The organism is Mesorhizobium sp. M4B.F.Ca.ET.214.01.1.1, assembly GCF_004791545.1.
Classification (GTDB): domain Bacteria; phylum Pseudomonadota; class Alphaproteobacteria; order Rhizobiales; family Rhizobiaceae; genus Mesorhizobium; species Mesorhizobium abyssinicae.
This window is the reverse complement of sequence record NZ_SRUX01000003.1, coordinates 210682-225487: the sequence shown is the minus strand read 5'-3', so window position 1 is coordinate 225487 and position 14806 is coordinate 210682. Positions and strand designations below refer to the sequence as shown.

Sequence of the window (14806 nt, the reverse complement as noted above, 5' to 3'; positions counted from 1 at the left end):
TGGCGAGAATCCTGAACAACCGTCATTTCTTGTAGCTATTTTCTTGGGAGTTTTTTGGGGACCCGAAAATAAGCGCAGTCGCATGGGGTGTACCGGAGTGCATTGGCGCGCGCCGCGCAGAACGATGCGGCAGGCGCCGGAGAGGCCGGAAAGCCCCTGTGCGCCTTGGAACATGGGTGCATCTATGGGTTGCAGAATGAGCGAGCGTTGGGCGTCCATTTGCCGAAGCCGGTAGCGACCATGTTGGCGATGACGCGACAGACATAGACCTTCTGCGCGGGGTCGTTGCCGGGGCCGGCATGATAGCGGGCCACCGCCATCGACCAGGTCATGTGACGGGCATGCAGGCTGACCAGGAAGCGCGCCGCGTAGTCGACATTCTGGCGCGGGTCGAGCATGTCTTCGACACTGCGAAAGTGCGACGCGTGGTAATGATGATTGATCTGCATGCAGCCAAGATCGATCAGCGTCTTGCCCTCGCGCCGGGCGCCCTCGAACGTCGCCAGGGCCTCGGCCCGGCTTCGCGGGAAGATTGCTTTTCCCTCTATATTCATGGCGTTAGGTTGAAGGCTGCCCTTCTTGCCGGTCTCCGTCAGGCCAACGGCATAGAGGATGCCGGCCGGCACGCCGTAGCGGTCGGCGGCGCGCAGGATCTCGGGTTCGCAAGGGTTGGTGGCGGCGCTCGCGGCGCTGATGGCGGCGCTAGATAAACATGCCGTCGCCAGTGCGCTCGCGAGCAGGCGAAGCAGCGCGGCCGCTGTCCGGTGTGTCATTGCTGTTGTTCCTTCCCGGCTGCTGACCGCCGGAGCCGGCATTGTTGCCGCTCGAGTTGCCGGGCTGAAAGGCGGATTGCTCGCGGCCTGGCGACATCGGCAGCGAGCTGTTGGCGTCGACGCGCGCGGCTGCTGGCGTTGCTATCGAAGGTTGCAGTACCGTGACCTTGTCGACGTCGAAGCCGAGCCCGCGCAGGGACTTGACGATCGCCTCGCTGTCGGCCGCGAGACGACGATGCGCGTCATGGGTTTCGGGCTTCAGCTCGATCGAAAGTTGCTCTCCGGAAAGCCGCAAGCTGGCCGTGACCATGCCAAGCTCGGCCGGGTGAAGCTCGATCTTCAATATATGTGTCGGAACGGCAACAGAACCGGGCGGTTGGGAACCCGCGGAGGGGGTCGAAAAGGCCTGCGGCAAGCCATTGTCCGACGCCAGCGCGTCGACCAGCGCCGGAGCCGTCTGGTTTAGCGGGTTCTGCGCCGGGGCCGGGAAGCTCTGCTCGGCGACGATGTCGATGCGCGCAGCCGACGACGCCTGTTTTCCTTGCTCCGACGGCGTCGCCGACCGTATTGCTTCAAGGGTTTTCGATGGCGATGCCGGTCGCTTAGCCGGCGCTGCCGATACGTCCGCAGGCGTCTGATCCTCAGGCGGCGCCGTGGCGCCGCCATCCCGGCGCGGCAGGTCCTTGAAGACGGCGCTGATGGCTTCCGGCTGCCGGAGCTTACCGGGAAAGGCCTCGGCGTTCGAGGCACGTTCGGACCGGGAGAAGGCACCGGCATCTTTGGAGTCGGGATCCGAGGTCTGATCGGGTTCTTTCAGGGTAGAAAGCAATCGCCGCGACGATTGCGGCTGGCCGTCCAGCGCCGGCTCCGGCCCGCTGGGCGCGGCATCGTCGCCGTCCGCTCTGGCCGATGGCTGGAAACGGCCGATGTCGCTCAACGCCATCAGCAATGGCAGGCTGTCCTTGAGCGGGCCGGCGTTCGCGGTCTGCGCGGCCGGGTCGGCATCCGCCGAGGCCTTGTCCGCATCGGTATCGGCCTCGTCCTTCACGGCCTTGCCGAGCGCTGACTTTGGCGCGGCGGCTCTGGCCGGAGCATCGCCTTCGGGCTGCGTCTTGCCGGGACTGGCCAGTGCGCGTCTGTTCCATCGCGCATCGGCGGATGCGGTTTCAGCCGGTTGCCCGTTTTCCTGCGCGGGCTGTTTTTCGGCGCCGCGCAGCAGATCGCCGAAGCTCGTGTCCTCGCCCTTCGCGGCCGGCGCGGCCGACCTGGACGCGGCGTGCGTGGGGACAAGTCCCGGGAGGGCCTGGCCGAGGCTGGTGGTCATTTCGGGGCGGCTCCAAGCAGTTGGTCGATCTTGTTGAGTTGGCGGCGCGTCTGCATCATCGCGGCGTCGGTGGCGTCGGACGGATCGGGACCGGGGGAAGGTTCCGGCGTCGATGCGGGCTGAACCGCCGCCGCCTCGGCCGATGCCGAAGCCACCGCCGGCGCATCGGTTGGAGCCGGAGCCTGCGCAGTCGGCGCGGCCACTGCCGGGATAGAAGCCGGCGCATCCGGGGATGGCGATGCCAGGGCTTGCCTCTCCGCCGGCTTCGCGACCGGGCCGGATGTCTCGACCGCCGGCTGCTCGGACATCGCGCCTTCGACCGGCGGCAGGTCGGCGTCTTCCTGTCTCTCAGCCGCCGCGATCTCGGCTGCGGGCTTCCCGGCTGCGGACTTCTCGGCGTCCGCGTCATGCTTTTCCACGGCGGGGACTGCCGGTCGCGCGACCACTTCGCCGGCGACGGCCTGCGCGGCATCGAGCAAGGCCCGGTCGCTTTCGGAGAGCTTGGCGCGGTCGATCTTCTCCAGCTTGGCGCGCACATCCTCGATGGTGCTCGACGTCACCGTCGACAGGCTGGAATAGAGCTGAGCGCGCGGGTCGTCCTCATTGCCGTTGCCGTCGCGGCCTTGCTCAGCCCTGGCCGAGGCGAAGCTGGAAAGCTCGGTCAGGCCGTCGATCGCCGCCCGGCGGGCGATGCGCAGATAGATCACCTTCTCGCGCTCGGGATCCATCATCGAGGTGATGTCGGCGAGCTTGTCGTGACTGATCGCCATGTGCAGCGAAATGACGCCGGAGACGAAGGAATCCGCGAATTGGCTGGCATAGGGCGAGTGGAGGTAGTTCGACACATATTGGGTGGAAGCCAGCGCGAAGCGGGCCGCGTCGCCTTGCTGCGCGGCGATGCCGACCGAGCGGCGAAGCGCTGCTTCCTCGACCAGCGTGCCTGGGCTGAGCAGCCGGGCGTCGTCGAGCAAAGCGAGGGCCGCGGCCGGCTGGTCGGTGGCGAGCAGCGAGCCCTTGACCAGCGCCAGGAAGGCGCCGAGGTCGGCGGGCAGCGCCATCGGGTCGATCGGCCTCAGCGTTTCGATCGCCTCGGCCGGGCGGCCGTTCAGGTAGCTGATGATGCCCTTGGCGACGGCCAGGCTCCGCGGGTCGGTCTCGGCGCGCGAGGCGGCTGCCTCGACGGTCACGGGATTGCCGCCGCTCATGCCGTAGACGAGCAGGGCGCGAAAGTTCCTCGGTTCCTTGAAATCCCCGGCATCGGCGGCGCGCAGGCGCGCATCGGTCATTTCGAGCAGCTTGGCCTGCATCGGCAGCGCCGCGTGGTCGCCGGCGGCGATGCGGTCCTGCACGAGCTGCAGCGAGCGCACCAGCTGATAGGGCTGCAGCGCCTCGTCGGCAAAGCTCGCCGACGGCGCTGCGGCGCTCAGCAGCAGGCCGACGGCGCGGCCGATGACGGTCGCAGCTTTCATCCGCCCGTCGCCATCAGAATCTCGATGCGCCGGTTGGCGGCCGCCAGCGGATCGGCAGGATCCTTCGGCTGCCGGTCGGCGAAGCCCGCGACCTCGGTGATGCGGCGCTCGTCGACGCCGCCGCGCACCAGCATGTAGTAGGCCGAATGGGCGCGCGCGGTGGACAGGCGCCAATTGTCGTAGGTGTCGCTTCGGAACGGCCGTGAATCAGTATGGCCGTTGATGCTGATCGTGCCCTTCTGGCTGTTGACGATATGGCCGATCTTCTCCATCGCCAGCACCAGCTCGCGGCGCGGCAAGGCCGAGCCGATCTCGAACATGCCGAAATCCAACTGGTCGGTGATCGAGATGACGACGCCCTTGTCGGTCGCCTCGACCGAGACGCCGTCATGCAGCTTGTCGCCCGGCTTGAAAGCTTCGGCCAGCTGCTGCTTGACCTCGGCCGCGGCCTTGACCGTGGCGGCGCTCGGCGCCTTTTCGCCGACATCGGGTTTTGCCGCCGCTTCGGCCTTCGCGGCTTCCGGCGTTGCGGTCTCGGCCTTCTCGCCGTTGGCGGTTTCGCTTGTCGCGGTTTCGCTTTTTGCAGCTTCGCGCTTGGCGGCCTCAGCCTTGGCGGCTTCGCCTTTTGCAGCCTCGCCCTTGGCGGCTTCGACTTTCGCGGTTTCGGCCTTTGCCGTCTCCGGCTTGGCATCCGCCTTGTCGGGCGCCGTCTTCGCCAGGGGCTCGAGCGGCGCGTCGATGACCGGCGGCGCCGGCGGCACGGCCTTGACCTTCGGCACCTGGGTCTCGGCGACTTTCTCGCCGGGCTTTGCCGGATCGCCCTCGATCTTGGCGCGCTCGGCGCTTTCCTCGGCGCCGGGCGCGGCCACCTGCTGCGACCAGAAATCCGGCGCGAAGGGATCGCGGTAGGACTCGCCGCCGGAGGCGCCGGTAGCCGGGCCGGCATTCTGCGCGCCGCCTTCGCCCTTTGCGCTGACATTCTGCATCACCCCGGTGTCGGTCGCGATCTCCGACAGCACCGCATAGGGATCGGCAAACAGATGCTCGTCGGAAAGGTCGGAGTTCTGCGAGGCTTCCTTGGTCTGCCTGCGGTCAGAGGAGCCGGCGCCGCCCTTGCCGTCCTCACCGGCCTTGCTGGCGCCGTCCTGCGGATTGTCGGCCGTCAGCCCGACCTTGCTCGGACCGTCGCCGAGATCCTCCAGGCCCTTGCGGCTGGAATTGCGATCGATCAGCTCGACCGGGTTGAAGTAGCTGGCGACGGCCGCCTTGGTCTGCTCGTTGGCGGCGTTGATCAGCCACATCACCAGGAAGAAGCACATCATGGCGGTCATGAAGTCGGCGAAGGCGATCTTCCAGACGCCGCCATGATGACCGTCGTCGTGGCCGTCATGGTTGCGCTTGACGATGATGATCTCGTGCCTGTCCTCTCCGGCGTCCACCGCGCTCATGACAGAACCTCGGACAGCGAGGCCGACCATTCGGCGATGCGCGTCTCGAACACCGCCTCGTCGATGACGACGGTGAGGTCGAGGCCCTGGGCCTCGACGAAGTCGAGCTGGGCGGCGCGCGGACCGAGCGAGGCCGCCAACGTTTCGAACAGCGACAGCGGGCCGCGCACGGCGATGCGCACCGCCTCGGAGTCGGCGATGGCCTCGCCGATCGTGCGCGCGAGCGCGTCCAGCGAGCGCTTCTGCAGGTCGTCGCTGACCATGCCGCCAATGATGCGGGCAAGGGTGGCGCCGACGAGGTCGGTCACGCGCAGCTCCATGGCATCGATGTGCCTGGCGACGGCCTGGCCGACATCGCCGCCGAAGCTTTCAAGGAAAGCTTTTGCCTCGTCGGCATTGGCCTGGCGCTCGGCGTCGAGCGCGGCCTGATGGGCGACCGCAAGGCGCGCCTCGAGCGCCGTTTCCGCATCGGCGACGGCTTCGGCGATCAAAGTGCCGATGTCGGCCTGCGGCGGTGCTTCGTCGGGCTTGCGTTCGGGCTCGGCGGCGGCCTGCGGCTGGCCGGCACGCGGGCTGCGCGTTCCGAAATCCGGGAGAAGGTCGAAGAGGGCGACTGAGGGCATGGTCTATCCGGCGACTTCCTGGGCGGCCCATTTGCGCAGGATTTGCGCGGTGCGTTCCTCGTTGAGGTCGACCATGCGGGCAAGCCGTTCCTGCGGCGCCGGCCGGATCTTCTGGCGAAGGTCGTCGAGCGGCGTGGAGCCGGGGCGCGCGCCCGGCAAGGCGCCGACGGGAGCGGCCGTCGCGTCGGAACCGATCGCCGCCACCGCGGGCTCGGGCGTCGGCAGCGAGCGCTGGACATCGTCGAAGCTCGGGCCGGCGATGGCCGGCTTGGCCGGAGCCGTCAGCGCCGCCGCCATCGGTCTCAGGCCGAAGAAGGCGACCAGGAACACCACGACGATGAAGGCGCCGGCATTGATCAACGTGCCGGTATAGGTCCCGATCGAGGCCAGGATGCCCGGCTGCTCGATCGGCTCGCCGTCGAGCCCGTCGATGAACTCGACCGCCGAGACGTCGATGACGTCGCCGCGCTTCTCGTCGAAGCCGGTGGCGGAGGCCACCATCTTCTGGATGTCGGCGACGCGCTTGGCGATCTGCTCCGGCGTGGCGTCCTTGCCGAGAATGGTGGCCAGGCGCTGCTGGTTGACGACCACGGCGACCGACATCTTGGTGACCGAATAGCCGTTGGAGACGGTAGCGATCTTCTTGGAGTTGATTTCGTAGTTGGTGATCTCCTCCTTGCGGTCGTTCTGCGAGGTGGATTGCGGTCCCTCGGTGCTGGCCGCCTGGGTCTCGGGCAGGTTCTGCTCGACGCTGGTCGGGGTCGAGGCCTGCTTCTGATTGCTGTTCTCGTTGGTGCGCACCGACTGCACGGAGCGCTCGACGCGGGACTCCGGATCGAAGATCGTCTCTTCGGTCTGGCGGGTATCGGTGTTGACGTCGGCCTTGACGCTGGCGCGGAAATTGTCGGGGCCGAGATAGGGGGTGAGCGCGCGGCGGATGTTGTCGCCGATCTGCGCCTCGACCGTCTGCTCGACGCCCAGCGTGCGGGCAGCGCTGGTGTTGGACGGGTCGTCGCCGGCGGCCAAAAGGTTGCCGTTGGAATCGAGCACCGTCACCTTGTCGGCCGCCAGGCCGGGGACGGCGGCGGCAACCAGGTGGCGGATCGACATGGCGCTCTTTTCGGCATCGATGCCGGCATAGCGGATGACCACCGAGGCCGAGGGCTGCTGCTCGTCGCGGCGGAAATTGGCACGCTCGGACATGACGATGTGGACGCGCGCCGCCTTGATGCCGGCGATCGACTGGATGGTGCGCGCGATCTCGCCCTCCAGCGCCCGCACCCTTGTGATCTGCTGCATGAAGGATGTCAGGCCGAGCGAGCCGACATTGTCGAACAGCTCGTAGCCGGCATTGGCGCTGGTCGGCAGGCCCTTCTCGGCGAGCATCATGCGAGCCTGCGCGGTGGTGCCGGCGGGCACCAGCACGGAGGTGCCGTCGGCGCCGACGTCGAAGCCGATGCCGGCCTCGCCCAGCACCAGGCCGATCTGGTTCACGTCGGAGCGCTCGAGCCCGACATAGAGCGTCTCGTAGGCGGGACGGTTGAGATAGATCGAGGCGACGCCGATGACGGTCATGACGAGCGCCGCGATGCCGCCCAGCATGACGAGGCGCTTGACGCCAAATGCCCTGAGATTCGAGATGATGCTCTGGATCTGTTCCGGCACGTTCCAACGGCTCCCAGCACGACTGTCCGTCGGAACACTAGACCGCGAAGCTTGTGCGAGGATGATAGGCGGAATGCAAAAGGCCGCGCTTGCGGCGCGGCCTTCGATGCAGTGGAAAGATCAGCCGGGATGTCAGCTCTTGAACAGGGCCAGGATCGACTGCGAGTTGCCGTTGGCGATCGACAGCGACTGGATGCCGAGCTGCTGCTGCACCTGCAGCGCCTGCAGGCGGGTCGATTCCTTGTTCATGTCGGCGTCGACCAGGGCGCCAACGCCCTTGTCGATCGAGTCCGAGAGGTTCGACAGGAAGCTCTTCTGGGTGTCGATGCGCGACTTGGCGGCACCGAGATAGGCCGCGCCCGTCGAGAGCTTGGCAAGCGCCGTTTCAACGCTGCCCAGCGCCGTGTCGATGGCGGTGTCGGTGACGGCAGCGGCGCTTGGGTCGAAGAAGGTCGTGGCGAGCAGGCCGCCGACGATGCCGCCCGTGCCGGCAATATCGAGAACCTGCGTGTCGGCGGCCGCGACATTGATGGTGTCGATGGCGACGGTGGTGCCGGTGCGGTTGTAGGAAGCAACGATCTGCAGGTCGGAGGCGACGAGGCCGTCGTTCTGCAGCAGGTTCGAGCCGGCATAGCTGGCATTGGTGACCGACGACTTGATCTGCTCCTGGATGGCCTTGATTTCGGTCGCGATCTTCTGCTGGTTATCCTGGCTGGCGCCGCGGGCGGTGACCAGCTTGGCCTTGATCGCGTCGACCTGGTCCTTGATGTCGGTGATGGCGGTGTAGGCGGTGTCGACCTTGCCGGCGCCGAGGCCGAGCGCGTCCTGCACCGCCGACAGCGCCTTGTTGTCGGAACGCATGCTGGTGGCGATCGACCAGTAGGCGGCGTTGTCGGAAGCGGTGGCGACGCGGTAGCCAGTCGAGATGCGGGCCTGCGTCGTTTCAAGCGCCTTGTTGGTGGCGTTGAGGCTCTGCAGCGCGGTCAGCGCCGCGGCGTTCGTCATGATACTTGCCAAGGTACACCCCTTCTCAAAGCAGGCATGCCTTACGCATGCCGGTCAACCCGTTTGGCGGGGGCGTCATGCCTGTCGACCAACTGGTCTGCCCGTCATAAGTGAATGGTTAACCATAACTAGCGCGACATCGTTAATGGCGCGTTAAAGCCATGCTTTGGCGAGGGAAAATGACAAGGGTTTCACAAATGAAAATCGGGCCGCGCTGATGGCGCGGCCCGATGCAGATGACTGGAGTTCAGGAGGCGATCAGCCGCGGAAGAGCGACAGGATCGACTGCGAATTGCCGTTGGCGATCGACAGCGCCTGGATGCCGAGCTGCTGCTGGACCTGGAGGGCCTGCAGGCGGGTCGATTCCTTGTTCATGTCGGCATCGACCAGCGAGCCGACGCCCTTGTCGATCGAGTCCGAGAGGTTCGACAGGAAGCTCTTCTGGGTGTCGATGCGCGACTTGGCGGCGCCGAGCGAAGCGGCACCGGTGGACAGCTTGCCAAGCGCCGTTTCAACGCTGCCGAGCGCGGTGTCGATGGCAGTGTCGGCGACAGCGGCAGAGCTCGGATCGAAGAAGGCCGTGGCGAGCAGGCCGCCGACGATGCCGCCCGTGCCGGCGACGTCGAGGACCTGCGTGTCGGCAGCCTTGACGTCGATGGTGTCGATGGTGACGGTCGCGCCGGTGCGGTTGTAGGAAGCGACGATCTTAAGGTCGGACGCGGCGAGGCCGTCGTTCTGCAGCAGGTTCGAGCCGGCGAAGTTGGCGTTGGTGACCGACGACTTGATCTGCGCCTGGATGGCGTTGATTTCGGTCGCGATCTTCTGCTGGTCTTCCTGGCTGGCGCCGCGGGCGGTGACCAGCTTGGACTTGATCAGGTCGACCTGGTCCTTGACGTCGTTGATGGCGGTATAGGCGGTGTCGACCTTGCCGGCGCCGAGGCCGAGCGAGTCCTGCACGGCCGAGAGCGCCTTGTTGTCCGACTTCATCGAGGTGGCGATCGACCAGTAGGCGGCGTTGTCGGAGGCGGTGGCGACGCGGTAACCAGTCGAAATACGCGACTGGGTGGTCTCGAGCTGCTTGTTGGTGTTGTTCAAGCTCTGCAGCGCGGTCAGCGCCGAGGAATTGGTCATGATACTGGACATGGCTACTCGTACCTTGATTTTACACGTGTTTTTTTGACATACCGGCTTTTCCGGTATGACGGTGCGGCATCATGCCAATGATCGTTGATTGAGATCACCCGCCATCTGGGGGGACTATGCTGGCAAGTCCCTACCAAAGGCCTAAACGCGACGGTTAACCGAAAATATATTGCAGGAAATCTCGGCCCGGCGGCGCGGCGGCGCGGCGAAGTCACGCAAGGCTGGCGATCAATATCGACAGGTCAGGTGAAGGACCGCACCAGGCTGCCGACAAGCAGGTTCCAGCCGTCGATCAGCACGAAGAACAGGATCTTGAACGGCAGCGACACCACGGTCGGCGGCAGCATCATCATGCCCATGGCCATGGTGATCGTGGCGACGATCAGGTCGATGACCAGGAACGGCAGCACGATCAGGAAGCCGATCTCGAAACCGCGCCGGATTTCGGAGATCATGAAGGCGGGCACCAGGATGCGCAGGTCGACGGTGTCGCGCGAGACGGTCTGGCCGCGTTCGCGGGCAAGGTCGGCGAAGAGGTCGAAATCCTTGTCGCGCACATTGTGCAACATGAAGGTGCGGAACGGGTCCGAGATCTTCTCGAACGCTTCCGCCTGCGTGATCTGGTTGTCCATCAGCGGCTTGACGCCGGTGTTCCAGGCCTGATCGAAGGTCGGCGCCATGACGTAGAAAGTCATGAACAGCGACAGCGAGATCAGGATCAGGTTGGCCGGCGTCGACTGCAGGCCGATGCCGGCGCGCAGGATCGAGAAGGCGATGACGAACCGGGTGAAGCTCGTCACCATGATCAAAAGCCCCGGCGCCACCGACAGCACGGTGAGCAGGCCGAACATCTGGATCAGATAGCCGACGGTCGTGCCGTCGGCCTTGCCGATGGCACCGAGATCCAGCTGCTGGGCCGCGGCGACGGAGGTGGCAAGGACCAGGAGCGTGGCGGCGAGAAGGTATTTTCTCATTCGAGCAGCAATGTCCTGATCAGAATCTGTTTGGCATGGCCGCCGCTGCGGATGGCGGCGCGGTCCTCGAGGTCGGCCTTCAGATGCTGGTAGCCGCTGGCGCCCTCGATCTGATGCATCTTCAGCGTGCGCACCAGCGCCAGCAGGTCCTGGTGGATCTGCTCGGTCATTTCCGCGGGTTGCGGCGTGTCGTAGAACACCGATGCCTCAAGCCTTATCCAGACCTCGGCCGGCGACGCCAGGTTTGTGGTTATCGGCGCTAGCTGGACAAGCGTCGGTCCTGCAACCTCCTTGCCGGGCTCGGCGGGCTTCTCGCTGCTGCCTTCGTTTTCCGGAGCGACCGGCACCGAGGCCGGGGCATCGGTGCCCTTCAGATAGCCGCCGGACAGCCAGCCCATGCCGACGGCGGCGACCGTCACCGCCAGGAGCATGGCGAATTGGACGACCAGCGATGGTCCCTTCTTCTGCTCGACTTGCTCGACATTGGCCATGGTGTGATTTTCCGAGCCAGTCCGTCCTAGAAGGGGAGAACCTGATCGAGGATCTGCTGGCCATAGGCCGGCTGCTGAACCTCGCTGACGCGGCCGCGGCCGCCATAGGAGATACGCGCCTCGGCGATGCGCTCGTAGGGGATGGTGTTCTCGGCGCCGATGTCGGACGGACGCACCATGCCGGCGATGGTCAGCACCCTGAGCTCGTAGTTGACGCGCACTTCCTGCGAGCCCCTGATCATCAGATTGCCGTTGGGCAGCACTTCGGTGACGACGGCGGCGACGTTGAGCTCGAGGTTTTCGGAACGCTTGATCTCGCCGTCGGCATTGGTTTCGGTGCTGGAGCTCAGGCCGGCATCGCCCTTGCCGCTGGTGCTGTTGCCCTCCCATCCGAGGGTGATGTCATAGCCGAGCTTGCGCGCCGCGGTGCGGCTCCTGTCGTTCTGGTTCTTGAAGTTGGCCTTGTCGTTGAGCTTGATGTTGACGGTCAGGATGTCGCCTTCGCGCAACGCCCTGGGGTCGGTGAACAGCCGGCTCTGGCGATCGTCCCACAGCGAGAATTTCTTGACCGGTGCTGCCGGCGGCTCGGGGTAGCTGTAGGGGGCGTTGACGCTGCCTGTGATGCCGGAGCCGACCGGAGACAGTGAAGGCTCCCTGCCGACCTCCTTGAGATCGGTGCCGCAGCCGGACAGCGCCGCGACCGCGACCAGGATGAGCATCTTGCACTTCATGACGGATCAACCCTTCGCGCCGCGCTGGCCATGATGCCGGTGAGCGCTGCCGCCGCCTTCTGGTCCATTTCGTTGAGGATGACGCCGGCCTTGCGCGAATCCAGCTTCATCAGGATGGCGGCGGCCAATTCGACATTGACCATCGCCAGGCGTTCGGCCGCGGCGTCGGGCTTCATGCCGGCATAAATCTTGACGACGCTGTCCTCGGCGCGCGCCAGGAACACTTCGCGCCGCTTCAGCCATTGCTCGTATTCGGCGCGTTTGTCCTCCAGCGCCTTCATGCGCTGGTCGATGCCGGCCTGCAGCTCCTTCAGCTCCTGCGCCTGCAAGGCATAGCGACGGTCGCGGGCGGCGTCGGCGATGTTGGAGCAGAAGCGCTGGATCTCGCTTTCGTCCGGCGCCTTCTCCCGCTTCAGCTGCTGCGGCGTCGCCGGCGCCTGCCCGCCGGGCAGCACCTGGCGCACCGCTTCCTCGGTGCGGGCCTGGCCGCCGGCGAGAAGCAGGATCACGGCAAGGGTCGAGGCGACCATCGCCGGCCTGGCGTTGCGGATGGGTTGGCGGGGAGCGATCATCGGCATGGCCTATTGGAGGACCAGATCGGCCTGCAGGGCGCCGGCCGATTTGATGCCCTGCAGGATGGCGATGATGCCGTCCGGCTTGACGCCGAGACGGTTGAGGCCGGAAACCAGCGTTTCGAGATTTGGTCCGTCGAGCACGGCGACGCGCGCGTCGGGCCGCGTGGCCTCGATGGCGGTGAAGGGCTCGACGGCGGTCACGCCCTTGGAAAAGGGCTCGGGCTGGACGACTTTCGGCGCCTCCGTGATGCGCACCGTGAGCGTGCCATGGCTGATCGCCACGCGCGCGATCTTGACGTTGTTGCCGATGACGATGGTGCCGGTGCGCTCGTCGATGACGACGCGGGCCGGCGTGTCCGATTCCACGACCAGATTCTCGATCTCGGCATAGAAGCGAGCCGCCGAGACGTTCTTCGGCCGCCTGATCTGGACGGTGCGGGCATCGCGCTCGGCCGCGACGCGCATGCCGAAACGCTGCGCGGTGTAATCGTTGATGGCATCGGCGATGCGAATGGCGGTCGAGAAGTCGGGGTTGCGCAATTGCAGCGTCAGCACGCCCTGATCGTCGAATTCGGCCGGCACCGCGCGCTCGACGATGGCACCGTTGGGGACGCGGCCCGCCGTCGGCACGCCTTGCGTCAATTGCTCGGCCTGGCCCTGGGCGGTGAAGCCGCCGACGATCACCGAGCCCTGGCCGACGGCATAGATTTCGCCATCGGCCGCCTTCAGCGGCGTCATCACCAGCGTGCCGCCGGCAAGCGAGGTGGCGTCGCCCATCGAGGAAACGTCGATGTCGATGCGGGCTCCCGACTGCACGAAGGGCGGCATGTTGGCGGTGACGATGACGGCTGCGACGTTCTTGGCGCGCGCGCTGCCGCCTTCGGTGGCGATGCCGAGATTCTCCAGCATGGCGCGGATCGACTGTTCGGTAAAAGGCGAATTGCGCAGGCTGTCGCCGGTTCCCGCCAGGCCGATGACCAGGCCGTAGCCGACGAGCTGGTTGTCGCGCGCGCTCTGCAGCTGGGCGATGTCCTTGATGCGCGCCGCGACCTGGCCGGGCGGCAGCGTGCTTGGCCCGGTCGAAACACGGAACATCCGCGTGGTGGTGGCGGGATCGTATTCCGGGTCGTTGAAGGCGCCGCCATTCTTCGCGGCAAGCTCGCGCTTCGCCTTCGGGGTCAGCCCGTCGGCCAGTGCCGGCTGCAGCCCAAGCGCAGCCGCCAGAAGCAAGGCAAGTCCGCGCATCATGAGGCGCCGACCATGATGGTGCCGTCGCCCATCACCGTGCCGGATATGATCTTGCCGCTGTCGACATTGCGGACCTTGACCAGGTCGCCGGCGGCGCCCGGCTGCAAGGTGACGCCGGAAGCCGAAATGGTCAGGGCGCCGGCGGTGAAATAGATCTGCACCGCCGCGCCCTGTTCGACCAGCCAGGCGTCGCGGATGGCGGCGGTCGGGATATAGCGGCCGGGCAGCAGCGTGCGCTTGGCAACCTTGCCCTGGAGTTCCTGCGCGAGGGTGGCGACGGCGTCGGGCTTGTGCTTGCCGGGAACGAGCGTCACCTGCTTCAGCGCGGCAAGCTCGATCGTCTCGCCAGGATAGATGACCCGGTTGGGGATCAGCACGACCTCGCCGCTCTGCCTGGCATTCTGGGCGGCGAGCTGATTGGCGCTCTGGTTGCCGGCCTGATTGTCGCCGGCGTCCTGGGCAAACGCCGGCACGCCGCCGGCCACCAGCGCGAAGGCCAGCGCGGCGCGGCGGAGCAGGGAGCGGTGGGCCGGCGCAATCATGATCCGCTACCTGATGTTCTTGGACACGACCGAGGCCATGTCGTCGGCGGCCTGGATGACCTTCGAGTTCATCTCATAGGCGCGCTGCGCCGAGATCAGTTCGGTGATCTCCTTGACGGGATCGACGTTGGACGATTCCAGATAGCCCTGTTCGATCGTGGCGAAGCCGGGGTCGCCGGGCACGCCGACATTGGCCGGGCCGGAAGCCGCCGTCTCCTGGAACAGGTTGTCGCCGAGCGGCGCCAGGCCCGCCTCGTTGGCGAAATTGGCGAGCTGCAGCTGGCCGAGAAGCTGGAGATCGGTCTGGCCTTCGATGCGGGCGAAGACCTGGCCGGTCTTGTTGACGATGACCTCGACCGCGTCCGTCGGCACGGTAATGGCAGGGACGACATTGGCGCCATCGACCGTCACCAGCTGCCCCGTGGCGTTGGTGTTGAAGGCGCCGGCGCGGCTGTAGAGCGTGCCGCCGTCGGCGCCTTCGATCTGGAACCAGCCCCGGCCGGTCAGCGCGAGGTCGAAGCTGTTGCCGGTGCTGGTCAGCTCGCCCTGGGTATGGACGTTGCGCACGGCCGTCGTCTTGACGCCGAGGCCGATCGAGACGCCTTCCGGCACCAGCGAGGTGTTGGAACGGTTGGGCACGCCCTGCGTGCGGTCGACCTGATAGAGCAGGTCGGAGAATTCGGCGCGGGCGCGCTTGTAGCCGGTGGTGTTGATGTTGGCGATGTTGTTGGCGATGACTTCCAGGTTGGTCTGCTGGGCGTTCATGCCGGTGGCGGCGATAGCGAGTGCTTTCAT

Annotated in this window: 15 protein-coding genes; all 15 read right to left on the bottom strand. The window is 66.3% G+C overall.

Annotated features, from left to right (window positions below):
* Positions 1-182: 182 nt before the first annotated feature.
* The 15 genes from EN857_RS07480 to flgG all read right to left on the bottom strand — a co-directional run bounded on the left by EN857_RS07480 (position 183) and on the right by flgG (position 14806).
* The gene (locus EN857_RS07480) at positions 183-773 is read right to left on the bottom strand and encodes a lytic transglycosylase domain-containing protein (protein ID WP_245493343.1); all 591 of its coding nucleotides are present in this window, start codon (positions 771-773) and stop codon (positions 183-185) included.
* Positions 703-2097: a flagellar hook-length control protein FliK gene (locus EN857_RS07475; protein WP_128346277.1), complete on the bottom strand. Its 1395-nt coding sequence runs from the start codon at positions 2095-2097 to the stop codon at positions 703-705. The genes EN857_RS07480 and EN857_RS07475 overlap by 71 nt, the downstream gene beginning before the upstream one ends.
* On the bottom strand, positions 2094-3566 hold the full coding sequence (locus EN857_RS07470; RefSeq protein ID WP_127393419.1) for a chemotaxis protein MotC: 1473 nt from the start codon (positions 3564-3566) through the stop codon (positions 2094-2096). The genes EN857_RS07475 and EN857_RS07470 overlap by 4 nt, the downstream gene beginning before the upstream one ends.
* Positions 3563-5014: a MotB family protein gene (locus EN857_RS07465; RefSeq protein ID WP_127393420.1), complete on the bottom strand. Its 1452-nt coding sequence runs from the start codon at positions 5012-5014 to the stop codon at positions 3563-3565. Before EN857_RS07465 ends, EN857_RS07470 begins: the two co-directional genes overlap by 4 nt.
* Positions 5011-5637, bottom strand: a complete 627-nt coding sequence (locus tag EN857_RS07460) for a hypothetical protein (RefSeq protein WP_135858260.1) — start codon at positions 5635-5637, stop codon at positions 5011-5013. The genes EN857_RS07465 and EN857_RS07460 overlap by 4 nt, the downstream gene beginning before the upstream one ends.
* A 3-nt stretch (positions 5638-5640) precedes the next feature.
* On the bottom strand, positions 5641-7302 hold the full coding sequence (gene fliF / locus EN857_RS07455; protein WP_127393422.1) for a flagellar basal-body MS-ring/collar protein FliF: 1662 nt from the start codon (positions 7300-7302) through the stop codon (positions 5641-5643).
* Between the two features lie 132 nt (positions 7303-7434).
* Entirely contained in the window at positions 7435-8319 is an 885-nt protein-coding gene (locus tag EN857_RS07450; RefSeq protein ID WP_126058480.1) for a flagellin, read from the bottom strand.
* 246 nt (positions 8320-8565) lie between these two features.
* The gene (locus EN857_RS07445) at positions 8566-9450 is read right to left on the bottom strand and encodes a flagellin (protein WP_127285014.1); all 885 of its coding nucleotides are present in this window, start codon (positions 9448-9450) and stop codon (positions 8566-8568) included.
* 242 nt (positions 9451-9692) lie between these two features.
* Positions 9693-10424 (bottom strand): flagellar type III secretion system pore protein FliP, encoded by a 732-nt coding sequence (gene fliP, locus EN857_RS07440; RefSeq protein WP_126058482.1) that lies wholly within the window; start codon positions 10422-10424, stop codon positions 9693-9695.
* The gene (locus tag EN857_RS07435; protein WP_127393890.1) at positions 10421-10915 is read right to left on the bottom strand and encodes a flagellar basal body-associated FliL family protein; all 495 of its coding nucleotides are present in this window, start codon (positions 10913-10915) and stop codon (positions 10421-10423) included. The genes fliP and EN857_RS07435 overlap by 4 nt, the downstream gene beginning before the upstream one ends.
* Before the next feature lie 26 nt (positions 10916-10941).
* Positions 10942-11646, bottom strand: a complete 705-nt coding sequence (gene flgH / locus EN857_RS07430) for a flagellar basal body L-ring protein FlgH (RefSeq protein WP_127393891.1) — start codon at positions 11644-11646, stop codon at positions 10942-10944.
* The gene (locus tag EN857_RS07425; protein ID WP_127393892.1) at positions 11643-12224 is read right to left on the bottom strand and encodes a MotE family protein; all 582 of its coding nucleotides are present in this window, start codon (positions 12222-12224) and stop codon (positions 11643-11645) included. The genes flgH and EN857_RS07425 overlap by 4 nt, the downstream gene beginning before the upstream one ends.
* A 3-nt stretch (positions 12225-12227) precedes the next feature.
* Complete coding sequence (locus EN857_RS07420) at positions 12228-13469, bottom strand: flagellar basal body P-ring protein FlgI (protein WP_135858258.1); 1242 nt, start codon at positions 13467-13469, stop codon at positions 12228-12230.
* Positions 13466-14011 (bottom strand): flagellar basal body P-ring formation chaperone FlgA, encoded by a 546-nt coding sequence (gene flgA, locus EN857_RS07415; RefSeq protein ID WP_127393849.1) that lies wholly within the window; start codon positions 14009-14011, stop codon positions 13466-13468. The genes EN857_RS07420 and flgA overlap by 4 nt, the downstream gene beginning before the upstream one ends.
* 6 nt (positions 14012-14017) lie before the next feature.
* Positions 14018-14806 carry a flagellar basal-body rod protein FlgG gene (gene flgG / locus EN857_RS07410; RefSeq protein WP_127311692.1) on the bottom strand — a complete coding sequence of 263 codons (789 nt, stop codon included), beginning with the start codon at positions 14804-14806 and terminating at the stop codon, positions 14018-14020.